Source organism: Aeromonas sp. ANP5 (genome assembly GCF_963870295.1).
In the GTDB taxonomy this organism is placed as follows: Bacteria; Pseudomonadota; Gammaproteobacteria; order Enterobacterales; family Aeromonadaceae; genus Aeromonas; species Aeromonas veronii.
In genome coordinates, this window is sequence record NZ_CAWMRY010000025.1 from 53,741 (window position 1) to 77,965 (window position 24,225).

Below are 24,225 nucleotides of genomic sequence, written 5' to 3' on the forward strand. Positions count from 1 at the left end.
GCTGGCGAGGTTACATTCCCTTACAACTTATTGAATGAGTTGTCATTAATTTGCCTTGTGAGGCGGCGGTCGAGTTGCTAAAACGTCCCCTCAGTCATTGGGGAGTAGCAACCCGCCCGCATTCCGGGCCGGGCCCATGTCAACACTCTTGGATCCTCGTATCCATGGCATGGGCGGCGATAGGCACTATCGCTCTGCAAGACCTTTGGCCTCGATATGCACGCCAGCCGGGCGAGCCATGTCGGGTCCATCGGTTATTCTGCTCGCCTGGCGGTATCTATTATGTTGATTACCCTGCTGTTATTTCTCGTCTCTGCGGTCACCATCTACCTTGCCTGCGAATACTTCGTCAACGGCATCGAGTGGATCGGTCACCACTTCAAACTCTCCCAAAGCGCCACCGGCTCCCTGCTGGCGGCACTGGGTACGGCACTGCCCGAGTGTATCGTGACCCTCACCGCCCTGCTGATGGGCAACACAACCGCCCAGCAGGAGATAGGCATTGGCGCCGCCCTCGGCGGGCCGCTGGTGTTGGCGACCATCGGCTATGCGGCAGTCGGCCTCACCCTGCTGCTTTGCATGGGGCGTACCGAACGGGCCATCGATGGCGAGGTGCAGCGCGAGATTGGCCGGGATCAGCGCTGGTTTATCGGCATCTTTCTGGTGGCGACCGCGCTGGGGCTGGTCGCCTTTACCGGCAAGAGCTGGTTGGCTCCGCTGTTCGTGCTGGTCTACCTCGTCTATGTAAGGCGCGAGCTGAAACAAAGCGACAGCCATGAGGTCGAGCTGCCGGAGCCCCTCAAGCTGGCTCCAAATGCCGGGATCCCGCCCCTTGGCAAGGTGCTGCTGCAGACACTGGCTGCACTGGTGGTGGTGGCGCTGGCGGCCCAGCTGTTTGTCCATCAGCTGGAGAGCATGGGCGAGCTTTTTAGCCTCTCGCCGGTGCTGGCGGCCCTGCTGTTGAGTCCGGTGGCGACCGAGATGCCGGAGCTGATGAACGTGCTGATCTGGGTGCGGCAGGGCAAGAATCGGCTGGCGCTGGCCAATATCTCCGGGGCCATGATGATCCAGGGCACTATCCCCAAGGCGTTCTGCTTGATCTTTACCCCCTGGCTGCTGGATGGCGCCATGATGGCCTCCTCGCTGGTGACGTTGCTGGCGGTGGGGTTGCTCTGGTGGGGGTTCAGAAAGGGGGTGATGACCGCCGAACGGTTGGCACTGGTCGGCCTGCTCTATCTCGGTTTTTGCGGCTGGTTGCTGGTGAGCTGAAACGGGAAGCGCGGATATGAAAAAGCCCCCTTGGCAGGGGGCTTTGTTGTATCGGTAGGGGCGGTGCTTACAGCGCGGCGATTTCGGCCTGCTGGGCTTCCAGCTTGGTCAGCTGGAGACGGTAATCTTCCAGCTTCTCGCGTTCTTTGGCGATGACCGCTTCCGGTGCCTTGGCGACGAAGGCTTCGTTGCCGAGTTTGCCTTCGATACGGCCGCACTCGCCCACCAGACGGGCAACCTCTTTGGCCAGACGGGCCAGTTCGGCATCCTTGTCGATGAGACCGGCCATCGGGATCATCAGCTCGGTGGCACCGATCAGCTTCTTCACTGACAGCGGGGCGGTTTCACCGTCCGCCAGTACGCGGATAGACTCCAGACGGGCCAGCGACTTGAGGAAGGCCTCGTTGTCGGCGGCGCGCTGGGCATCCTTGGCATCGCACTGGAGCAGCACGTTGAGGGGCACGCTCGGTGCCACGTTCATCTCGGCGCGGATGTTGCGGATGCTGACGATGAACTCCTTCACCCACTCCTGATCCGCCATCGCGGCTTCGTCCACCTTGGCGGCATCGAACTCCGGGAAGGCCTGAATCATGATGGTGTCGGCGTGTACGCCAGCCAGCGGGGCGACCGATTTCCAGATGGTCTCGGTGATGAACGGGATGATCGGGTGCGCCAGACGCAGCAGGGTTTCGAGCACAGTCACGAGGGTGTGGCGGGCAGCGCGCTGCTCGGCCTCGGAACCCTTGGTCAGTACCGGCTTGGTCAGCTCCAGATACCAGTCACAGAACTGGTTCCAGATAAATTCGTACAGCACGCCAGCCGCGATGTCGAAGCGGTAGGTATCGAGGGCGGTACGGAAGTCACGGATGGCCACTTGCAGCTGAGACTGGATCCAGCGATCCGCCAGACTGAACTGCATCTCGCCGCCGTTGAAGCCGCAATCCTGATCTTCGGTGTTCATCAGCACATAGCGGGAGGCGTTCCACAGCTTGTTGCAGAAGTTGTTGTAGCCGTCCAGGCGCTTCATGTCCCAGTTGATGTCACGACCGGTAGAGGCCAGCGCGGCCAGAGTGAAGCGCAGGGCGTCGGTACCGTGGGCATCGATCCCTTCCGGGAATTGCTTGGCGGTACGCTTGGCGATCTTCTCGGCCATCTGCGGCTGCATCATGTTGCCTGTGCGCTTCTCCAGCAGGTCTTCCAGCGAGATACCGTCGATCATGTCGAGCGGGTCCAGCACGTTGCCCTTGGACTTGGACATCTTCTGGCCCTCTTCGTCACGGATAAGACCGGTGATGTAGACGGTCTTGAACGGGACTTGCGGCTGGCCGTTTTCGTCCTTGATGAAGTGCATGGTCATCATGATCATCCGGGCAATCCAGAAGAAGATGATGTCGAAGCCGCTCATCAGCACGTCGGTCGGGTGGAAGGTCTTGAGTGCCTCGGTGTTGTTCGGCCAGCCCAGAGTGGAGAAGGTCCACAGGGCGGAGCTGAACCAGGTGTCGAGCACGTCTTCGTCCTGACGCAGTACGGTTACGGCCGGGATGCTGTGCTTGGCGCGCACTTCGTCTTCGCTGCGGCCAACGTAGACGTTGCCGGCGTCGTCATACCATGCCGGGATGCGGTGACCCCACCAGAGCTGACGGGAGACGCACCAGTCCTGAATGTCGCGCATCCAGGAGAAGTACATGTTTTCGTACTGCTTCGGCACGAACTGGATGCGGCCATCTTCCACCGCCTCGATGGCGGTCTTGGCCATCGGTGCCACGCGCACGTACCACTGGTCGGTCAGCATCGGCTCGATGGGCACGCCACCGCGATCGCCGTAAGGCTGTTGCAGCACGTGATCCTTGATCTCGTCCAGCAGACCCAGCTCTTCGAGCTTGGCCAGAATCGCCTTACGAGCGGCGAAGCGCTCCAGACCGGCGAACTCGGCTGGCAGGGCGGCATCGTAGGCGGTGCTCGGGTTGCCGTTGGTGTCGACCACTTCAGCCTCGGCACGCACGTGGGCGTCCAGAGTGAAGATGTTGATCATCGGCAGGCTGTGGCGCTTGCCTACTTCGTTATCGTTGAAGTCGTGGGCCGGGGTGATCTTCACGCACCCGGTGCCCTTCTCCATGTCGGCGTGTTCATCGGCGACGATGGGGATCAGGCGGTTCACCAGCGGCAGCAGGATGTGCTGGCCGATCAGCGCCTTGTAGCGCGGGTCTTCCGGGTTCACGGCCACGGCGGTATCGCCCAGCATGGTCTCCGGACGGGTGGTGGCGACGATCAGGTAATCCTTGCCTTCGGCGGTCTTGGCGCCGTTGGCCAGCGGATAGCGCAGGTGCCACATGTGGCCCTTGATCTCGCGGTTTTCCACTTCCAGATCGGAGATGGCGGTGTTGAGTTTCGGATCCCAGTTCACCAGACGCTTGCCGCGGTACATCAGGCCATCTTCGTAAAGACGGACAAATACTTCCTGCACGGCGGCGGAGAGACCCTCATCCATGGTGAAGCGCTCGCGCTCCCAATCCACGGAGTCGCCCAGACGGCGCATCTGGCGGGTGATGGTGCCACCGGACTCTTCCTTCCACTGCCAAATCTTGTCGATGAAGGCGTCACGGCCGTAATCGTGGCGAGTCTTGCCCTCTTCTGCGGCGATCTTGCGCTCAACCACCATCTGGGTGGCGATACCGGCGTGGTCGGTACCTGCCTGCCACAGGGTGTTTTTGCCCTGCATGCGGTTGTAGCGGATCAGGGTATCCATCAGGGTTTGCTGGAAGGCGTGACCCATGTGCAGGCTGCCGGTGACGTTCGGCGGCGGGATCATGATGCAGAAGGAGTCTTTGCTGGTGTCGCCGTGGGGCTTGAAGTAACCCTGGGCTTCCCAGTGCTGATAGAGCGCCTGTTCGATGGCGTTGTGATTAAAAGTCTTTTCCATGGTCTCGCCGTAATCTGGATGGATGGAGTCTGGTGTTGATTCTTTATGGATCAATTGGTTGCAGTCAGGGCTGCGCCGGATCCGGTGCGGCAAGGACGGGCTGATCCCTCATTTCGAGGGTATGGCCTGCCTGGCGATAGTGCTTGTAGCGCTCGCGGGCTTGCTGCTTTTGTGTTTCGTCAGTGGGGACAAAATCTACCACTTGAGCGAAGTGTCCTGCAAACAAAGGTGTCGCAGTGGCCAGATTGATGAGGCGGGCGTAGCGCCGTTTCGGTGGCTGATAGCCGATCTCCACCGGGGCCATGCCGCTTTCGCCTTGCAGCTGGTGCGGCACGAAGCGCTCCGGCGGCAGTTGCCACAACAGCTCGTCCAGGCGCAGGGCCTGGGCCTCATCGTCGCAGAACAGGTAGATATGGCCCGCGCCCCACGACTCGGCTGCAAGAGTGCAGGCCAGTCGCTCGACCGCAGAGGCCTGCGCGTCATCCTGTTCGCTCATCAGGTAAAAGGTCACTTGGCTCATCAGGTTGATCCCGTTTTGCGGTGACGGACTGTTGACCGCCTCATGAGGCTGACGGGGCGTTTCCCGTCCGCAGCTCACTGATTCAAGAATGAAACAAGGAAGAGGCGGGCCTCTTCCTTGTGGTTCAGGGTAACGCCAACCCATCCGATGCAGCCATCGGCAGGGGCCGGAGAGTTACTCTTTCTCTTCGATATCCACGCCAGCCCGGTTCAGCAGGAACTGGGTCAGCAGGGGCACCGGACGACCGGTGGAGCCTTTATCCTTGCCACTCTTCCAGGCAGTCCCGGCGATATCCAGGTGGGCCCAGTTGTACTTCTTGGTGAAGCGTGACAGGAAGGCGGCCGCGGTGATGGTACCGGCCGGACGACCGCCGATGTTGGCCATGTCGGCAAACGGGCTGTCGATCTGCTCCTGATACTCGTCAAACAGCGGCAGACGCCATGCGCGATCACCCGCCTGTTCGGAGGCGTTGAGCAGCTCGTGGGCCAGCGGGTTGTGGTTGGCCAGCAGACCCGAGGTGTGGTGACCCAGCGCGATGACGCAGGCACCGGTCAGAGTCGCCACGTCGATCACGGTTTCCGGATCGAAGCGGTCCACATAGGTCAGTGCATCACACAGCACCAGACGACCTTCCGCATCGGTGTTGAGCACTTCGATGGTCTGGCCGGACATGGAGGTAAGGATGTCACCCGGACGATAGGCGTTGCCACCCGGCATGTTCTCGCAGCCTGCCAGCACGCCGATGACGTTGATCGGCAGTTGCAGCTGGGCCAGCGCATGCATGGTACCGAGCACGGAGGCGGCGCCACCCATGTCGTACTTCATTTCGTCCATGCCGTCGGCCGGTTTGATGGAGATGCCGCCGGAGTCGAAGGTCAGACCCTTGCCGACCAGCACGATGGGCTTGGCATCCGGATGACCCTTGTATTCGATGATGGCCATCATGGCTTCGTTGTCGGAGCCGCGGGCCACCGCCAGATAAGAGTTCATGCCGAGCTCGGCCATCTCCTGCTCGCCCACCACCTTGGTGGTGATGTTGTCGTAGGCATCGGCCAGACGACGGGCCTGGGAGGCCAGATAGGCCGGGTTGCAGACATTGGGCGGCATGTTCGCCACGTCGCGGCAGACCCGCACACCCTTGGCCACGGCCAGACCGTGAGCGATGGCTTTTTCACCAATGGTCAGTTCCCGACGCGTCGGCACGTTGAATACCAGCTTGCGCAGCGGGCGACGTGGCTCGGCCTTGTTGGTTTTGAACTGATCAAAGCTGTAGAGGCCCGCCTTGGTGGTTTCTACCGCCTGGCGTACCTTCCAATAGGTATCCCGACCCTTGACGTGCAGCTCGGTGAGGAAGCAGACCGCTTCCATGGAGCCGGTTTCGTTCAGGGTGGTGATGGTCTTGTTGATGATCTGCTTGTACTGGCGTTCGTCGAGTTCCCGCTCCTTGCCGCATCCGACCAGCAGTACGCGCTCACTGAGCACTCCCGGTACTTGATGCAGCAGCAGCATCTGGCCTGGTTTCCCTTCCAGGTCGCCACGGCGCAGCAGCGAACTGATATAGCCATCGCTGATCTTGTCCAGTTGTTCGGCAACCGGAGAGAGGCGACGAGGCTCAAATACGCCGACTACGACGCAGGCGCTCCGTTGCTTCTCTGGACTGCCACTCTTTACACTGAACTCCATGGAATCTCCTACATCCTAAAGACAAAAGGCACCTTTTATTGAATAATGCGGTGCTTGTTGGGGTATCAGAGGCGGAGCGAACAGCCACAGGCTCCGCAGTTCAAACTGGTAAAAATCCAATATACGGCCCTATTTTTCAGGCATTCGACTAAAAACACAAGTTTACTTGGGAATGACTGTGATCGTTTTCCGATATTTGTTCAGGGAAACCCTGAAAACCCAGCTGGCAGTGTTATTCGTATTGCTGCTTATCTTTGTCAGCCAACAATTTATCAAGATCATCGGTGACGCCGCCGATGGCGAGGTGCCGACACGTCTGGTCTCCACCCTGCTGCTGCTCAACTTGCCCAATATGGCGCTGTTGATGCTGCCTATCAGTCTCTTTTTAGCCATTTTGTTTGCCCATGGTCGCCTCTACGCCGAAAGCGAGATGACGGTGATGCATGCGGTCGGCTTCAGCCACCGTTTCGTGATGCGCAGCGCCATGTTGCTGGCCTTGCTGACGGCGGTGGTTGCGGCGTTCAACACCGGCTGGATCGCCCCGCAGGCCAAGGAGCGCGAGTATCAGGTGATCGACGAGTTCAAGTCGGATCCGGGTATCTCCTTCCTGCAGGCTGGCCGCTTTATGGAGCTCGACAAGGGGCGTCTGGTTGCCTATATCCAGGATTTGAACGACAACGGCTCAAAACTGCAAAAGATCTTCGTGCTGCAGCGGGCGGAGGGGAACAATCCTCCCTCGGTGGTGGTGGCGACCGAAGGGGTGGTGACGGTCGATGAGAACGGTCTGCAGTGGCTGACTCTGATGGATGGTTCCCGCTACGAAGGGAACTTCTCCGGCAAGCAGTTCCAGATCTCCGATTTTCGCGAATATGGTCTGGTGATCCGCCAGCAAGAGATGGAGCGTTCCAACCGCAAGGCAGCGGCCAAGCCGACCATGGAACTGTTCGGTACCCAGGACAACGCCATGATGGCGGAATTGCAGTGGCGTATCTCGCTGCCCCTCTCCATTCCGGTGCTCACCCTGCTGGTGGTACCGCTGGCGCGGGTCAATCCCCGTCAGGGGCGCTACGCCAAGCTGCTGCCGGCCATCATGCTCTATCTCTCCTACTTCCTGCTGCTCAGCGCCGCCCGTTCGGCCATCGACAGCGGTCGGCTGCCCTACTGGCCGGGGATGTTCCTGGTGCCGCTCGGTTACCTGCTGTTTATCGGCCTGCCCCTCAATCTGCAGGGCACCAGCTGGTGGAACGGGGTGAAAGGGCGCTATTTCAACAGAAAATCAGCATGATGCTGCAACATAGGAACTTCTGCTGATGTTTGGCATTCTCGATAGATATATCGGTCGGGTCATTTTCATGTCGATCCTGCTGTGTGAAATCACGCTGGTTGGCCTGGCGGGGCTCATCAAATATGTGGAGCAGCTCAAGTCGGTCGGTGACGGCAACTACGACATGATCAACGCCCTCTACTATGTGCTGCTCTCCATGCCCAAGGAGGCGGTGCTCTTCTTCCCGCTGGCCGCGCTGCTGGGTGGCCTGATTGGTCTGGGTCAGCTGGCGACCAGCTCCGAGCTGGTGGTGATGCAGGCGGCGGGTCGCTCCAAGATCAGTATCGTGATGGCGGCGCTCAAGACGGCGATCCCGCTGATGATCATGGTGGGGTTGATGGGGGAATATGTGGCCCCCATCGCCAAGCGGATGGCCGATGACATCAAGGCGGGCGCGCTGTCCGAAGGTCGTCTGACGGTTTCCGCCTACGGGGTGTGGGCTCGCGATGGCAACAACTTCGTCAATATCAACGGGGTGCGTAACGATGGCGCCCTCACCGGCATCACCCTCTATCGCTTCACCCCCGAGCGCAAGCTGATCGACGTGGTGCAGGCGCAGGAGGGGGTGTTCGAGCGCCACCACTGGCTGCTCAAGCAGACCCAGGTTACCCGCTTCGACGACCCGGCGCAGATCCGCAGCGAACAGCATGACAAGATGGAGTGGAGCTCGGAGTTGACGCCCAAGCAGCTGGGGGTGGTAAGTATCGACCCCGAGAACCTCTCGGTCTCTGGTCTGCTCGATTACATCGGCTATCTCGATGCCAACAAGCAGGATGCCGGTCGCTACAAGCTGGAGATGTGGCGCAAATTACTGTCACCGCTCTCGGTGGTGGCGATGATCCTGCTGGCCTCCTCCTTCATCTTCGGCCCGTTGCGTTCGGTGAGCATGGGGGCACGGATGCTGATGGGGATCATGACCGGCTTCGCCGTCTATGTGAGTGATCGGGTGTTCGGCCCCATCAGTCTGGTCTATGCGGTACCGCCGATTCTGGCGGCTATCGCGCCCAGCCTGCTGTTTGGCGGTATCTCCTTCTACATCCTCAGCCGCAAGCAGTAATCCGCACGAGGTTATGAGGAAATGCAAAGAGGGCACCTGTTGGTGCCCTCTTTCGTTGCTGCATTGACCCGGTATTACTTGTTTAGCAATTCCAGATTCTCCTGCTTGCTCAGCACGATCACTTCGCACTCGGCCCAGATATCCTGAAACGCCCGCGGACGCTGGCGGTTGAACAGGCACATCAGGTTGCCCAGACCAAAGGCGGCGGTAGCGAGACGGATCAACGCCTGGGTAACGCGGATGTGGCTGCCATCTTCGTTCTGAATGCGCAGCCGCCAGGCGCGCATGCCGACGGTCTGGCCAGCACGGGTCCAGAACCAGGTGTAGAAACCACAGATGACGAAGGCGAGCCACAGGGTGTAGATCAGGCTCAGGTGGTGTCGGGTCAGCAACCAGACGGTATCTTCACCCGCCGGTACGCTGGCCATGCCGGTGACCAGCAGCAGCTTGGCGACACCCATGCCGATGAAGCCGGCGATGATCAGCAGCGAAGTCACCACCAGCGCATCATAGATCAGGGCGCCGAGGCGACGCATCAGACCCGCTGACGGGTATGGCTGAGTGGCGGTAGAGGGGGATTTTTGTTGGACTTTTTTAGGCTTGGCCATCGTTTTTATTCCATTAAGATGATGGCGGCATTCTATGTAACTGGCCCCGCATCGGCAAGGCGTTGAATAAATGAACAAACGGGAGTGTTCAATCGAAAAACACCTTGCATGGCATCGCGCCATTCGTATAATCCCTCGCAGTTGCCCGGGTGGCGAAATCGGTAGACGCAGCGGATTCAAAATCCGCCGGTGAATAACCGTGTCGGTTCGAGTCCGACCCCGGGCACCATCAAATTCATGACAAAAGGCCATCAGCAATGATGGCCTTTTGTTTTTCTGCTGTTGAGTGGCGACAAAGTGGCGGCAGGGCTTCATCGTTGTGACAGGCAAGATCCCAATCAGTTGCATTGGGATGCTGCTGTGATCACTTAAAGTTGATGGCCTAAAGCAGAAAAAGTGTACCAACACATGCAGCTAGGAAGATGAAACTCATTAGGGTTGATAGGACAGCTAGCCACTTTAGTCCGTTTGGGCATTTGTAGCGCTTTGAGTCGACCATCAGAGCAACACCATACCGGTGGAATCTCGTAAAGAGATTCACGAACCACTGGCTTTCAAGCTTTGGGTTGTCAGACATGAACCGATCCAGCTTTGGTGTCATGAAAATCATCATTAGCAAAGTGAACGGCAATGTGAAAAATAGCCCTAATAATATTAGGCTGCTGATGGCACCAATCAGAGCAAGTATGTCAGTCATCAAAAGCACCTTTCATTTTATACAAAACATCCATAACTTTTTCTGAGCCTTGGTCGGCAGCATCGGAAATGATCTCTCCAACCTTAGCTCCCATCTCACTGAACTTGTCACCAGCGTAATAGCCGCCGGCCACTGCTCCACCGATGCCAACTACAGCAATAACAGGCGCTGATAGCACAACGCCAAAGGCGATAGCGACACCACTGGCCGCTCCAATAGCGATAGACCCCCCAACTTCAGCTACCCAGAGCCCTCCACCGATGGCCCCACTAAAGCGCCCAATTTCACGCGCAGTAGTTTTTTGGCATTGAGTACCTTCGGTACATGCGTGATGAATCTTGGTTAAGCCTGTTGCCGCGTTTGTAGTGGTCAACTAAATCCGGACACTTGGTTAGGCCGAACCTCGGCTTGTGCTGGCGGTATCACGTCATTGTGGTGATGTGGACGCCGCCAGTTGTAGTAATCCATCAGGTAATAACTGATATCCCGCTTTGCTTCCCGCAAGCTCATATATCCCATAGCCGGGAGCCACTCTGACTTCAGGCTTCTGAACAACCGTTCCATCGGGGCGTTATCCCAGCAGTTGCCACGCCGACTCATGCTCTGGGTCATGCGATAGCGCCACGGTCGTTGCCGAAATGCCCGGCTACCATATTGGCTGCCCTGGTCGGAGTGAAATAGCACACCAGATGGGCAACCACGCAGCTGATAGGCCATCTCCAGTGCTTTGATTGCCAATTCTGCATCAGGTTTATCAGACATCGCCCAGCCCACGACCCGCCGGGTGTGCAGGTCAAGCACCGCTGCCAGGTAATACCAGCGTCCACCTGCCCAGACGTAGGTGATATCGCCACACCACACCTGATTGGGTTGCTGGACATCAAATTCGCGAGCCAGCAGATTGGGAATATCCGGTCGTTCAGACCGAGCGACCTGATAGCGATGAGCGCCCGGTTGCTTGGATACCAGACCGGCTTCCTTCATCAGGTTACGTACTTTGAATCGGCCAATCTGATACCCCAACTCTCGCATCATCGGCATCAAGGCGCGGCTGCCCGCAGAGTTCCGGCTTTCTTTGAACAACCGGCGCAACTCACTGCGTTGCTGTATCCGCTCACGGTTAATCGCCCGTCTGCGGGCCAGATAGTCGTAAAAGCAGGATGTTGGAACATCGAAAGCGCAGCAGACCAAGATGATGGGGGCTTGCTCCCTTAATCGGCCTATCAGCGCGTACGTGTGAACTCGTCCGCCATCAAGAGAGCAGTAGCCTTTTTTAGAATGTCCTTTTCACGTTCGAGCCGGTTGATACGGGCTTCCAGCTCCTGGATTTTTTGCTGCTCCGGAGTCAGTGCTTTGCTGATAGGCGTGGTGCCGGTTCGTTCGGATTGCAGTTGCTGAACCCAGCGGCGAAGTACGGTTTCACCGACATCCAGTGAACGGCTTGCTTCGGGGACAGAATATCCCTGGTCGAGCACCAGGGATGCAGCTTCGAGTTTGAATTCGGCAGTAAATGAGCGGCGTAATCTTGTCATTGAACACCTCAAGTCATGGTGGCGACTGTACCACCTAAAATGGTGTCCGGGATGATTAGACCACTACAAAGGCATGTAAATTATATAAATGCTGTTTCAGCTGAGCCAATCTTGATGATATCACCATTGCAATTTAGCTTTACACCAATGCCATGTTCTTGGTCTCCTATCCAACTAAATAAAAAACCAAACTCTCTCTTAACATCATGAGATGTGTATATTTTCATCAGTTCGAAGGGGTGGTTTTCAGACTGATATTTTTTTTGGATATACTCAATTACATTGGGGGTTATTTTTTGGTGTATGTTTTTTTGGTTATCATAAATAAACCTAACGTCTTCCTTGAATTTCTCATCAAGTTCGTAGTGCTCAAGGTTGATGATTTGAATTGGTTCAAAACCAAAGGCCCTCAGAAGAATATCACAACAAATTCCTTCATCGTCTTCATAAAATCCTATTGAATCCATAACTATCTCCGTAAAATATCAACCACATGATTTTTTGGATTGTTTTTCATTAAGTCCTTTAGCAACACCTTTTGCTTCTTTCGACTCATATTTCACACCGTGTTCTTTCTCAAACTGGCTTACAGAACCTGAGTAGGGGAATGATGCTTCGTGGGCCTCTGTCTTAACAAGTTGCATGGTAGATGTATTGGTAGCAGGATCGTAATCATCTAAGTGATGCCAAGTATACCCGTCCGGATTAGACTTGCCAGTTGCATTACCTGAAGCGCCTTTATATCCCGCAATATCATTTGCAGCTTTAAAGTCACCATATCTCCCACCCGTCATCTGTATTTTAACTACGTTAGTCCCTCCCTGATAAAGTGCATCAGTACCTGCGAAATCCACCCCCGAATACTTAGATAGCCCTAGAGGGTCTACCCATTCTAGCGGGTTATGCACATATCCCTGTGGCCTAAGCCCTCCCGCAAAACCTATCGGGTTTGGCGAGATATATTTTCCCAACTCAGGGTCAAAGTAACGGTGCCGGTTGTAGTAAAGCCCCGTCTCCTGGTCATAAATCTGCCCCTGATAGCGCAGCTCGCAGTAGGTCTCTTCGTTGGTTGCATCCCCAAGGAAGCGTCTGAGCGGTTGTGGGATAACATCGGTTCGATGGTTGCCCCACAACCGCTGTTCACCGCGCCAGATAATGTCACCAGCTTCGCTGCACAGCTCGCGGGCGGTGCCCGCCACGTCCGTCACGATATAGTGCAGACGCTCGTCCTGCTCACCAGCTTCCCACTGGGCCAGTGGTCTGAAACTGCCTGGCTCATAAACCCACTGCACCTGACGGGCGGCGTTGCCGTCGGCCCGGTAGCTTTGTTGCTGCACCAGCTGGTCACCGTCCCAGCGATAGTGGACGCGGGTTATCGCGGTGAGTTGGCTCACCTGACCCTCCCGCTCCTTGCCGATACGCCGACCAAAGGGGTCGTAGCGATAACGCCAGCGGCTACCATCGGGCAAAATGACCCGTTGCAGGCGGTCAAAGCCATCCCACTCAAATTGGGTGGTCTGGGGCCGGAAACCGGGGCGTGATACCACCTTCTCACTGAGCCGACCGCACTTGTCGTAGCGGTATTGATTGGGGCCTATCTGGCTGACCCTGCCCGCTGCGTCATAACGGCGCAGGGGCTCGGCCTGCGCCTGCTGGCTGGACAGCGGTTGCCCATCGCTTGACAGAATATGGGAGAGCTCGCAGAGGTTCAGCTCGTTGTCATAGCCAAACAGCCGGGCCTGACGCTCGTGGCCGCGCTTGCTGCGCTCTGCCACCACCTGGCCGTTGCCATTGAGTTTCTGACCTCACTCATACCGGTTGCTTGTAAAAAAACACCGGCACTATGCCGGTGTAAGGTGATAACTAGAGTAGTTTCTAAAATACAGTAGGAATCGTAACAATAGAAAAGCAACAACCGAATTTAGCTTTCCAGGTAAACGTTGGGCTTCACTTCGTTCAACACCAACATACGAGATGTGAACCGTGCTCTCCTTGCTGATTAGTTGGAGAGAGCAAACCTTTTCAAATAATTAAAGAGGTTATTGTGTGGTGATTCTTGCCATGCTTCTATCTCGTGATCATAGAAATATATTTTGGGCTCACAAACACCGTTCACAACCTTAAAGCCATAAAAGTCTCCCAAACCGTTTTCGGAAACTAAAATATGGCCATTGCGAATTGCATCGTACTTATAATTGAGGTCAATCAAATTCCAGTCACTTTGTTTTCCTAAAGAAAACACATTTGCAAGCGCAAAATATCCTCCACCATACTCGAAGATGAAATCTTTATAGTCGGCAGGAAGTTTGGCACCAAGCTTTCCTTCAGCTTCAGCTATAGCTGCTTCATTGGGGATGTCATCCGACTCCATTCCAAACCAAATAGGGTGGTCATCTTTTACGTTCTCTACCAATTGTTTAAAAGCTGCAAAATCCATAGTTTCTCCCATTAATCATAAATCCAATCTGGTAATATATCGTCCGCCCCTTGTTCTCGAGCGCGATACCACCAATGTAGTTTTCTATCAGCATCTCTCATTTCAGGAGTTACCCCTTGGTTGAACTTATTGGGATGCAAAGACTTGTTGCCACGATGTAACTCTGGAACTATCTCGTGAATACCTGAGCCCGGCATTTGATCTGCATGATGCAAATCCGGCTTACCTAAACCTTTAGGTGGATGACCCAACAAGGCAGCCTTCATATCGTTAACAGACCAGTCTCCTTCGATCCTCACTGGAGGGTCATTCGGACCGTACCCGGTTTCCTTTGTAACACCAGGACACCCACTCAACCCCAGTGGATCCACCCACTCCAGCGGATTATGCACATATCCCTGTGGCCTCAGCCCTCCCGCAAAACCTATCGGGTCTGGCGAGATATATTGCCCCAACTCAGGATCAAAGTAACGGTGTCGGTTGTAGTAAAGCCCCGTCTCCTGGTCATAAATCTGCCCCTGATAGCGCAACTCACAGTAGGTTTCGTCGTTGGCTGCATCCCCAAGGAAGCGCCTGAGCGGTTGCGGGATGGCATCTGCGCGATAGTTGCCCCACAGCCGCTGTTCACCACGCCAGATAATGTCACCGGCTTCGCTGCACAGCTCGCGAGCGGTGCCCGCCACGTCCGTCACGATGTAGTGCAGACGCTCGCCCTGCTCACCAGCTTCCCACTGGGCCAGTGGTCTGAAACTGCCTGGCTCATAAACCCACTGCACCTGACGGGCGGTGTTGCCATCGGCCCGGTAGCTTTGTTGCTGCACCAACTGGTCACCGTCCCAGCGATAGTGGACGCGGGTTATCGCGATGAGTTGGCTCACCTGACCCTCCCGCTCCTTGCCGATACGCCGACCAAAGGGGTCGTAGCGATAACGCCAGCGGCTACCATCGGGCAAAATGACCCGCTGCAGGCGGTCAAAGCCATCCCACTCAAATTGGGTGGTCTGGGGCCGGAAACCGGGGCGTGATACCACCTTCTCACTGAGCCGTCCGCACTTGTCGTAGCGGTACTGATTGGGGCCTATCTGGCTGACCCGGCCCGCTGCGTCATAACGGCGCAGGGGCTCGGCCTGCGCCTGCTGGCTGGACAGCGGTTGCCCATCGCTTGGCAGAATATGGGAGAACTCGCAGAGGTTCAGCTCGCTGTCATAACCAAATAGCCGAGCCTGACGCTCGTGGCCGCGCTTGCTGCGCTCGGCCACCACCTGACCGTTGCCATTGAGTTTCCAGCCCTGTTCGCCCCAGTGGCTATCGTTGACCCCAACCAAGCGGTCGAGAGCATCATACTGGTAGTGACGCGACAGGGTGTCGGGCACAGCGCCACTCGCCGGCACCAGGGATTGAGAGAGCAAGAGCCCGGTGGCGCTCCACCCTTGATTGAGGGCAAACCCGGCCTCGCTCTGGCGCATCTGCTCACGCCCTTGACGGTCGTGGGCAAACTGCAGGGGCTGGCGGCTGCCCACGGTGAGCTGGGTCAGTCGCCCTTGCTGCCAAACCAACCCCAGCGGCGCCAGCAAGCCGGTGATGGCCTCACGCTGGCCCGCCTCGCCATAATGGCTCTCTATCGTCTCGCCATTGACGCGCTCGCAGACCACCCGGCCCAGTGCATCCCACTCGTATTCCACCACCGCATCGGCGTTGCTGGCCCGCAGCAGACGACCGGCGGCATCATGGGCAAAGTGGGTTTCACTCTCTTTTGTCCTCGCCGTCGGGTCACTATGCTCGCCCTGGGCTCGCCAGGCTTCAATTCGAGCCAGTCGCCCCAACACATCATAGTGATAGTGCAACTCGCGATTATCCGGTGCCCGGCGCAGTATTAACTGCCCCGCCACATCGTAACGGTAATCATAACGACGTCCGTCATAGTGCACTTCCGTTGTGACCCGGCCGCAGGCATCAAACTCATAGCGCCAGTGATGCCCCTGACTGTTGGTGACACCGGCAAAATCGCTCTCGGCGTTGTAGTGATAGCGGGTAGTGGCACCCAGCGGGTCGGTTACGCTCTGAAGGTTGTCAAAGGCGCCATAGGTCAGTTGGTGGTGATGGCCCAGCGCATCAGTCAGCCGAACCAGATTGCCTTCGATGTCGTAATCGAAGCGACTCTCGGTACCATCTTCATAGATGACCTTGCTGGGTTGCCGGGCGTGGTGACGATATTCCCAGCGACGTACCAGAGCACCTTGTTCACCCTCCTGATAACGGGCGACCAGACGGTCTTGCTGGTCATAGACAAACCGCCAAGGGGCACTGTTAGCTGGCTCGTAACGAACCGGCAAGCCTTGCTCCCCATAATGCCACTGGCTACGCTGACCGATCGGGTCGGTCACCGCGGCCAGCAAGCCCTGAGGGGTATACTCATGACGCCAGCACTGACCCAGCGGGTTGGTCACCGCCTCAACGAGCCCCTGAGGGTTATAGCTGTATTGCCAAGGCTGACCGAGCGGGTCGATATAGGCCAGCAGCCTGCCCGCGTCATCGTAGCCATAACGGTGGGCACTGCCATCGGGTAAGGTCACGCACGTCACTTGACCCCACGCGTTGCGTTCAAACTCGGTGCGTTGGCCCAGGGGGTTGACCAGTGCCGCCAACTGATTGTTCACCCATTCAAAGCGGGTTTCGCCGCCATCCGGCTCACGGCGCAGCAGGATATTGTTGCGCTCATCGCGCACATAGGCGGTGACGCCACCAAAAGCGCTGTGGTAATAGCTGGTGAGATTGGCATCATCATAACTGAAATGATCTTTCCAATAGCCGCCTGCACAGCGGTTGGCCAGACAACGGCCTTGCGAGTCATAGTCGTGTTCGGCCCAGGTTTGGGCCAGATCACTCCAACGGGTGAGCCACCCTTGCGGTGAGTATTGGTAATCAAAGCTGTGCCCGGCACCCGCCCTGACCCGCAGCAAGGCGCCGTTGTCGTCATATTCATAACGAGAAAGCTCGCGAGGTGGGTCAAACTCCGACACCACCAGGGTAAGCGCAGAGACATTGCGCCCCTGATGGCTGACCCGAATATGGCGACCATCGGCCAACAAGACGCGCACCAGGCGGCCCCGCTCCCACACCCAACGTACCAGGTTGCCACTGGCATCACTCATGGATGTGAGATAAAGGTGGGGGCCACGGGCATGCTCGAAGCCATAACGACGACCATCCAGATGGTGCAGTTGCAGCAGACCTTCGAAGCGGGTCAACCGCCACTCGGGGTTGGAGGGGCTGTGTGCCCACTCACCTTCGTCAGGCAGGGTAAAGAAGGCCTGGTTGAACTCGCCATCGGTGAAGATGACCATGCCCTCCTTCAGCTCCAGCGACATGTCCCATTCTGTGCGCCAGAGAGTCCCCAGAATACCCGGACGACGTTGCCCACCCGAGCGGTAGTAACGGGCCAATCCGACTGGCAACAAGCTGGCCAGGCGCCAATCTTCGCGCTGTTCAAACACGAAACCGGTGGCCATATCGACTGGGTCACTAGCGCATTGTGTATTTTTTGACACGGCACAGTTATTACCATCTGCCTGCCCGGTTTGGGTTGTGTCGGCGTTTGGTTTATCAGCATGCCTATCACCTGTGTTGCGACCGGCGTTGACGCTATTGGGTGGCGCATCGACCAGTTTGCTTTTAGGCGAGCTCGTCACGCGAGTCACCACCTTGCCAATAAATTCGTTAAATTTCGCAGCGATATAAGCAAGTGATGCGTCAAACTTTGCCGAGAGATTTTCCAGGGCATGGATAATTCCGGTGATTTGCTCCTTCATCATGGCAATTAGCCAGCGGTTGCTGGCCGGGTCTATCAGCATTTTTTTCAATGCTGCAATAACCTGCTGCAAAATAGCTTTGGCTTGTTGACCATATGTCGCTATCTCGGCACGCAGATCCATCAATCCTTTAATCAGATTGCCATTGGAAAGACTACGAATAATTCGTATCGCCTTCTGGATTTCTTTCACATCCCCCAATGCCCTGATAATGGCTCGTCCACTGATTTTGATGGCATCCCCAAAGCCAGGTATTACTCCAATCAGGTTCAAGACGCCGTCGGCCACATGCAGATTATCACCCAGCTTGGCCGGTGTTTTGTAAGTGTCATAACCCCACTCACCAATAGAGTAGAGGTCGATGACCTGACCAACCACTGGCACAAATCCGAGCAACACTTCGCATACTAGGAGCACCGCTTCATTGTTACTGGCCTTGTCACCCAATTCAGCGGCAAGACTATGGTGTATCTTGTTGACCGCCACTTTGAGCTCGCGGCTGCCTTTGTTAATTTTTTTGTCCAGTGCCCAAAAGCGCTTGTAAGCCTGGTTGTACTTATCCGGGATACTATTGAAAATTCCACCGAGCATGCCGACGTTATCGACATCCACCTCATCTGCATCACTGTCAGAGGCGTCATACTCAATTAATCCTTGCTGACGCAGAATGAGAAATAACGTGAAGTATTCACCAGCCAACGCAGCATAAGCGGCGTTGGATTGAAATACCGGGTTATTTTGGACAGTTTCTTGGGGTTTGAAATCATCGCTACCTTCGTCAAGTAACAACTCAAAGGTTTCGCAGCCCATATCATAAATTCGGCATAATCCCTTGCTATCGGTTTTGCCTTTAATAACAGTGCCATTACTGTCGGTCAGGACAAATGGCGCATTAGGAACGGGTTTACCATCATCATAGTGATAATGAATGGTGACTTCGCAGCCACATTTTACGCAACCACCAGAGATGATGTTATCTGTCGAAAAATTCTGTTTGGCAGCTTCATCGCTGGACATCAGACTTGCTGTTTTATTTTTACTCATGAGTCCCTCAACCTATCCCTTATCCAATGCGTGAAGGGCCTGCTCAAATAGCCTATCCATGCGGCTTTGTTGCCCAATTAATTCAGCCGGTTCAGCCATTATTTTTTTTGCCCAGGGAAGCGCCATAAAGCCCACTGGCATTTCCAGCTTTAAACTCAGGAAGCGAATAACATCCTGCTGGTTTTTGAATCCATGGGAGAGTGCCTCTCGCTCACCCTCCTTGATGAAAGAGAACAATTGCTCTGGTTGCCACCCCTTAACCACCGGATGATGCGCCTGGATATGCTCGATATACTCATCGTGCGCAACGCTATCTGACAGCGAGTTCAAGGCAGTCCACTGTGCGGGTGATAACTGTTGCGGTGCATGCCCTGCAAGGTCATGTTCTACCCGTTCAATGAGCTGGAGATACTCACAACCGCCATCCGGCGACATATCGATGATGGTGGCAACGGGACCAAACAGCGCTGTAGCCTCAGCTGGAGAGCTTACCGTTAAGAGGGGCTTGACCACCTGCCAGTCACTGAGCCGCAATATGGCAGTTTCATTTTCAGGGGTTGTTATCCAGGACCACTGGCGCAGATGTGCAAGCAATGCTTGCAACTGTTGTAGCGGCGTATAGGCCAGCATGAACCAGTCGAGTTGGAGCAGCAGGCCCCAGCCTGGTTGATGGATGACAAGGCGCTGGAGCTCTGGCCAATTCTGTCGATGAACGGGGATGAGATAGGGGGAGATAGTGCTATGCAGCTTTCCCGTCTCTCCCCAATACAGCCTGGTCTGCTCAAGGCTGCCGCCCCATTTTTCTGCCAGGCCAGGCACAGCCTCGTTGATGGCCGCTTCGGCAAACATGAACAAACCTTGCCCATCAAGCAACTGCTGCCACTCATCATCCCGATACTTGCCAGATATCATCACCTTGTTTGCCTTCACGTCTTACGCTCCTTTGTCGTCAGCCAGGCCAAACATCCATTCACGTCGATGGAAATGGGCTCGTGAATCACTGACCAGCTCAGCATCCATCTTGAATTTTTTAATGGCCATCGATAACGAATAGTGAGAAACCAATTTAATAAACTGAGGGTGGCGATAATAATCCGAACCTATTATCCAGCGGTGTGCTGACCAGGACTCCCACTCATCCTCCGATGCAGCAGGATACAACTCACTTGCCAAGAGAATACCGCTTATGAAACGCTGCTCCAGCCATGTGATATCCAGTAAAAATGGATAGTATTCGCTGGCTCTGACGAATAACGCTTTGATCAAATTTTGGTAACGCGCCTGATTGGTCAGCACGCGATAAGCGTCGGCACTTAACCTGTTCTCATATACTTGTGACGATATATTTCTGGGCGAGACTGATGTGCTGATACACTCAAACTGTGAGTTTGAATAGCATGTATCGACCACCTCGGGAATATATATACCCATAAAAGGAAATTCAAACTGCTGCCTCGTTGACACATCGGTCATTGTCAGCCAAGTTTTTAGCGTAGCTGGTTCATGAAAAGGGAAAAAGACATGCCGCCCATCGGGATAAAAACAAGTATGGCGAAGTAAACACGCTTGCTGCATGCCGTCTATTTCGTCTGCAGCCGTAAACAACACAACGCCCGTATCAGGGTAGTGTTGATGGGATAATAGCCACAACAACAGACTTTCTGTTGCTGAACCTTCTTTTATAGAAAGCAATAGTAATTCAGTAACCGGATAGCACTGCACACCATAGTCATTGGGCAATAGCCGCCACTTTCCCTGGCATTGTCGATACAGGGACTTCCAATAAGTGATGCCACCTTCGAGCCTGCTGAGGTCAATAATGGCATACACATTAGCAGTCTCATTTCGGACTATATCGAATATAGGTAAAGACATTAGCACCACTTGTCTAACTGTTAAGTTAATTGGCAGTTTTTATCATGTTTGAATATGATAAATTGATTAGTAATGAGAAGGGCGGTAATGATAATGGGGGGCGTCGGTAAAGTCACAAAAAACATTACCTTCAATGTCGAGGTTATAGGGCAGTCTTTCCTGCCCCATTGGCCTCACATCACTATATCTTCTCTCCTCGGGCCCAGCGTTCACGGACTTCAGCAGGCGTCAATGGAGGGAATTTAATACCTTTATCTATCAAGAACTGCTTTACCTTGAGCGCCCAAGGATACTGAGGAGAGGACTTATCCATCAGTGACAAGCTATCTTCTACCGAGAGAGCTAAATCAGAACCCCCGCTGTCCCTCACATTATAATCGGCACCATTTTGTAACAACCAATAGACTACTTCATACTTATCAATATATGCACCATATAGCGCACTATTACGACCAGGTCCATCGGTCAAGTTAATATCGGCACCACGCTCCACCAATAACTTAATATCAGCCCAACGTTCCATTCCGACAGCATTAAATAGAGCGGGTTCATTATCACCATTAAGTGAATTAGGGTCACCCCCAGCATCCAACATTATTCTTAGTAAGTTAGGATATTGAGAGCCCGCGACCATAGCGACACAATTTCCCCCAGTACCAAATTTGAAATTGGGGTCTGCACCCAATTTCAACGCCAGCTGAATGGCTTTTTCATCTTTAGTGTTGATCAACCAAAGCAATGGGGTTGCTCCCGGTGGCTCTGTATCTCTAATATTGAGATCAACTCCTTGTGCAATTAACCGCCGAGCCGTCGTTTCATCGCCACGCAGAATAGCATCCAGCACACTAACCACTGGGGCAGGGAAAAATTCACTGGCCTGCAGACTTTTCCCTCCCACTTGGCACGCAAATAACATGCTCAGTACGATACCCCAGAAATTCATCAGGTAGTATTTCGGCCTCAAGTTAGACCTTCTCACCATTGGCCCAGCGTTCGCGTACTTCAGCTGGCGTCAGTGGGGGAAATTTAATACCTTTATCTACCAAGAACTGTTTTACCTTTAGTGCCCAAGGATACTGAGGAGAGGACTTATCCATCTGTGATAGACTGTGCTCAACTCGATAAGCTAAATCAGCTCCCGTTGCAGATCTCAGTTGATAATCTGCGCCATGTTGCAGCAACCAATATACAACTTCATATTGATTGATCGATGCACCATATAGGGTGCTATTGCTACCAGGACCATCAGTCAGGTTAAGATCTGCACCACGTTCCACCAATAACTTGATATCGGCCCAACGTGCTTCACCGATAGCATTGAAGATGGCAGGTTCATGATCACCATTGAGTGAGTTAGGGTCGCCACCGGCATCCAGCATCATTCTTAGTAAGTTGGGGTATTTAGAGCCGGCGACCATAGCAACACAATTTCCCCCTGTACCAAATTTGAAATTAGGATCGGCCCCCAGTTTCAACGCCAGCTGAATAGCTTTTTCATCTTTAGTGTTGATCAACCAAAGCAATGGCGTTGCTTCCGGAGCCTCTATATCTCTAATATTGAGTTCTACTCCTTGTGCAATCAACCGGCGCGCCGTCATTTCATCGCCACGCTGGATGGCTTCCAGAACTTTCACTACTGGGGTAGGGAAAAACTCACCGGCTTGCATACTTTTCCCTCCTACCTGACACGTAAATAATATGCTCAGTATGGCGCCCCAGAAACTCATCAGACAGTATCTCGGCCTCAAGTTAGACCTTCTCACCCTTGGCCCAGCGTTCACGTACTTCGGCAGGTGTCAACGGGGGGAATTTAATACCTTTATCTACCAAGAACTGTTTCACCTTAAGCGCCCAGGGATACTGAGGAGATGACTTGTCCATCAGTGACAAGCTATCTTCTACCGAGAAAGCCAAATCAGAGCCCCCGCTGTCTCTCATCCGATAATCAGCTCCGTGCTGTAACAGCCAGTAAACAACTTCATATTGATTGATATAGGCGCCATACAATGCGCTATTACTACCTGGACCATCGGTCAGGTTAAGATCTGCACCACGTTCAACCAATAACTTGATATCAGCCCAGCGTGCCTCTCCGATGGCATTAAATATTGCGGGGACACCGTTCTCCCCCAACGAATTAGGATCTCCGCCTGCATCCAATGCAACCTCTAGCAGTTCAGGATATTTGGAGCCAGCAACAGAGCTCACAATATTTTCACCAAATCCATTCTTATAGTTGGGGTCGGCACCTACTTTAAGAGCAAGTTTTACAGCCCTGTAATCCTTAGTCTCATAAACTAACCAGAGTAGTGGTGTTAACCCTTCTTCTCCCTGGATATTGAGATTGACCCCTTGCTCAATCTGACGACGGGCTGCGGCTTCATCACCACGTTGGATGGCTTCCAGCACTTTCACTACCGGGGCGGGAAAAAACTCACTGGCCTGCATACTTTTTCCTCCTACCTGGCATGCCGATAACAAACCCAGTACCCCTACGCAGAGCACCTTCAAACGAGCTAACCATATCATTTTACTCCTCCCAGCTTACTGGTAATGGTGCCAATATCCTCACTCTTCTGCGCTTCAATACCGGCGATGACTTGATCCATACCGTGGCGAGCGACGGGGTTTCCCCCTTGCGAGGGCAAGGGTAACATCTTGCCAGCTGCAGAAGGTAGCGCTCCCCCTGCCAGCAGCATGCCCCCCAAGGCACCACCAATCGCCGCTCCACTCGTCCCCCCAACCGCACCACCAATCCCAGCAAATAGGGTGGGCACTGCCAGTTTCCCCACCCCTTGCACCATGGTAAGCACCTCGCCGTCCACTGCCTGGGTTGTAATTAACTCACCTATTTTATCCAGCGGTAGGCCACCCTTGCGACTGACCGTATTGGCATGTAATCCGGCGGCGTTAAAGGTATAACCGGGCAAACCGGTAGCACCAACCCCCGCAGAGGCCAACCCTCCCCCTAATGAATGTCCCACTGCAACCAACGGGGATGAAGGTGAAGCAACAGTCCGTTTGACCTGCCGAGCCAGATACATTGCCTGATTATATTGCTTGGTTTCCGAGCCTATTCCTTGGGCAGCATTGGTCATCCAGTCCAATCGACCAGTGACAGCATTGTTGGTGCCCCGATAGGTGAGCATGGTCTCGTTATTGATGGAGGATTTGAACAGGGCGGCACCAAATCCTGTCGTTTTATTCGTAAATTCCGCTTTTTCCAGGCCAGGTATTTTCTTGGTATCAATAAGCTCTAGTCCAACGGGTGCCGCAGGCAAATCTGTTCGCGCACCGCGATTAAATTCATCCACGGCATAGACATACTGCGCAGCCTCAGCACGCAGGATACTGTCATTGTTAAAGCCCAGACGTTTACCGGCATCTGCCAATCCCGGTACCTTGGCGGCGCGCTCGGATAATTGTTTACGCGCCTGATAGCGCAGCTTA

The 24,225-nt window shown here is 54.7% G+C and carries 19 protein-coding genes, 1 tRNA gene and 1 riboswitch; of the genes, 4 read left to right on the forward strand and 16 right to left on the reverse strand.

What is annotated here, in order from left to right; translation table 11 throughout:
• Positions 1-87 precede the first annotated feature (87 nt).
• A riboswitch (yybP-ykoY riboswitch) is annotated at positions 88-195 on the forward strand.
• Positions 196-282: 87 nt separating this feature from the next.
• Positions 283-1,269, forward strand: coding sequence for a sodium:calcium antiporter (locus AACT07_RS14700; protein WP_069528524.1), 987 nt, complete (start codon positions 283-285; stop codon positions 1,267-1,269).
• A 67-nt stretch (positions 1,270-1,336) separates the two neighbouring features.
• On the opposite strand, the gene AACT07_RS14705 is transcribed toward AACT07_RS14700, so the two are convergent.
• From AACT07_RS14705 to pepA, 3 genes are all read right to left on the reverse strand, one after another.
• The gene (locus AACT07_RS14705; RefSeq protein WP_047437342.1) at positions 1,337-4,189 is read right to left on the reverse strand and encodes a valine--tRNA ligase; all 2,853 of its coding nucleotides are present in this window, start codon (positions 4,187-4,189) and stop codon (positions 1,337-1,339) included.
• Between the two features lie 64 nt (positions 4,190-4,253).
• Complete coding sequence (locus AACT07_RS14710) at positions 4,254-4,709, reverse strand: DNA polymerase III subunit chi (RefSeq protein ID WP_005336425.1); 456 nt, start codon at positions 4,707-4,709, stop codon at positions 4,254-4,256.
• 174 nt (positions 4,710-4,883) lie between these two features.
• Positions 4,884-6,392, reverse strand: a complete 1,509-nt coding sequence (gene pepA, locus AACT07_RS14715; RefSeq protein ID WP_005336423.1) for a leucyl aminopeptidase — start codon at positions 6,390-6,392, stop codon at positions 4,884-4,886.
• Between the two features lie 172 nt (positions 6,393-6,564).
• On the opposite strand from pepA, the gene lptF reads away from it, so the two are divergent.
• Complete coding sequence (gene lptF / locus AACT07_RS14720) at positions 6,565-7,677, forward strand: LPS export ABC transporter permease LptF (protein WP_005356742.1); 1,113 nt, start codon at positions 6,565-6,567, stop codon at positions 7,675-7,677.
• 25 nt (positions 7,678-7,702) lie between these two features.
• Positions 7,703-8,773: an LPS export ABC transporter permease LptG gene (lptG, locus tag AACT07_RS14725; RefSeq protein WP_005355217.1), complete on the forward strand. Its 1,071-nt coding sequence runs from the start codon at positions 7,703-7,705 to the stop codon at positions 8,771-8,773.
• A 74-nt stretch (positions 8,774-8,847) separates the two neighbouring features.
• Here lptG and AACT07_RS14730 read toward each other — a convergent pair whose 3' ends face one another.
• A complete protein-coding gene (locus AACT07_RS14730; RefSeq protein WP_069528526.1) occupies positions 8,848-9,381 on the reverse strand; it encodes an RDD family protein in 534 nt (177 codons plus the stop codon).
• A gap of 143 nt (positions 9,382-9,524) precedes the next feature.
• On the opposite strand from AACT07_RS14730, the gene AACT07_RS14735 reads away from it, so the two are divergent.
• Positions 9,525-9,610: transfer RNA gene (locus AACT07_RS14735), tRNA-Leu, on the forward strand.
• Positions 9,611-10,070: 460 nt separating this feature from the next.
• Here the strand turns inward: AACT07_RS14735 and AACT07_RS14740 are convergent.
• The 12 genes from AACT07_RS14740 to AACT07_RS14795 all read right to left on the reverse strand — a co-directional run.
• Positions 10,071-10,451, reverse strand: coding sequence for a hypothetical protein (locus AACT07_RS14740; RefSeq protein ID WP_069528530.1), 381 nt, complete (start codon positions 10,449-10,451; stop codon positions 10,071-10,073).
• Positions 10,448-11,610 (reverse strand): IS3 family transposase gene (locus tag AACT07_RS14745; protein WP_139123923.1). Its coding sequence is split into 2 segments (ribosomal slippage): positions 10,448-11,355 and positions 11,355-11,610, totalling 1,164 coding nucleotides; the frame shifts between segments, so codons are not numbered across the junction. The genes AACT07_RS14740 and AACT07_RS14745 overlap by 4 nt, the downstream gene beginning before the upstream one ends.
• Before the next feature lie 80 nt (positions 11,611-11,690).
• Entirely contained in the window at positions 11,691-12,077 is a 387-nt protein-coding gene (locus AACT07_RS14750; RefSeq protein ID WP_069528534.1) for a hypothetical protein, read from the reverse strand.
• Positions 12,078-12,095: 18 nt separating this feature from the next.
• Positions 12,096-13,385 carry an RHS repeat-associated core domain-containing protein gene (locus AACT07_RS14755; protein WP_069566708.1) on the reverse strand — a complete coding sequence of 430 codons (1,290 nt, stop codon included), beginning with the start codon at positions 13,383-13,385 and terminating at the stop codon, positions 12,096-12,098.
• 224 nt (positions 13,386-13,609) lie between these two features.
• Complete coding sequence (locus AACT07_RS14760) at positions 13,610-14,047, reverse strand: SMI1/KNR4 family protein (RefSeq protein WP_017781845.1); 438 nt, start codon at positions 14,045-14,047, stop codon at positions 13,610-13,612.
• An 11-nt stretch (positions 14,048-14,058) separates the two neighbouring features.
• The gene (locus AACT07_RS14765; protein WP_069528542.1) at positions 14,059-17,556 is read right to left on the reverse strand and encodes an RHS repeat-associated core domain-containing protein; all 3,498 of its coding nucleotides are present in this window, start codon (positions 17,554-17,556) and stop codon (positions 14,059-14,061) included.
• Between the two features lie 1,356 nt (positions 17,557-18,912).
• Entirely contained in the window at positions 18,913-19,830 is a 918-nt protein-coding gene (locus AACT07_RS14770) for a DUF4123 domain-containing protein (protein ID WP_083249986.1), read from the reverse strand.
• A gap of 3 nt (positions 19,831-19,833) precedes the next feature.
• Positions 19,834-20,730, reverse strand: a complete 897-nt coding sequence (locus tag AACT07_RS14775; protein WP_139123937.1) for a hypothetical protein — start codon at positions 20,728-20,730, stop codon at positions 19,834-19,836.
• A gap of 226 nt (positions 20,731-20,956) precedes the next feature.
• Positions 20,957-21,718 (reverse strand): ankyrin repeat domain-containing protein, encoded by a 762-nt coding sequence (locus tag AACT07_RS14780; RefSeq protein ID WP_253182266.1) that lies wholly within the window; start codon positions 21,716-21,718, stop codon positions 20,957-20,959.
• A gap of 22 nt (positions 21,719-21,740) precedes the next feature.
• Positions 21,741-22,442, reverse strand: a complete 702-nt coding sequence (locus tag AACT07_RS14785) for an ankyrin repeat domain-containing protein (RefSeq protein ID WP_069528540.1) — start codon at positions 22,440-22,442, stop codon at positions 21,741-21,743.
• 82 nt (positions 22,443-22,524) lie between these two features.
• Positions 22,525-23,223, reverse strand: coding sequence for an ankyrin repeat domain-containing protein (locus AACT07_RS14790; RefSeq protein WP_069528549.1), 699 nt, complete (start codon positions 23,221-23,223; stop codon positions 22,525-22,527).
• Between the two features lie 77 nt (positions 23,224-23,300).
• Positions 23,301-24,225: DUF2974 domain-containing protein (locus AACT07_RS14795; RefSeq protein ID WP_069528551.1), on the reverse strand; the 925-nt coding region annotated here is incomplete at its 5' end.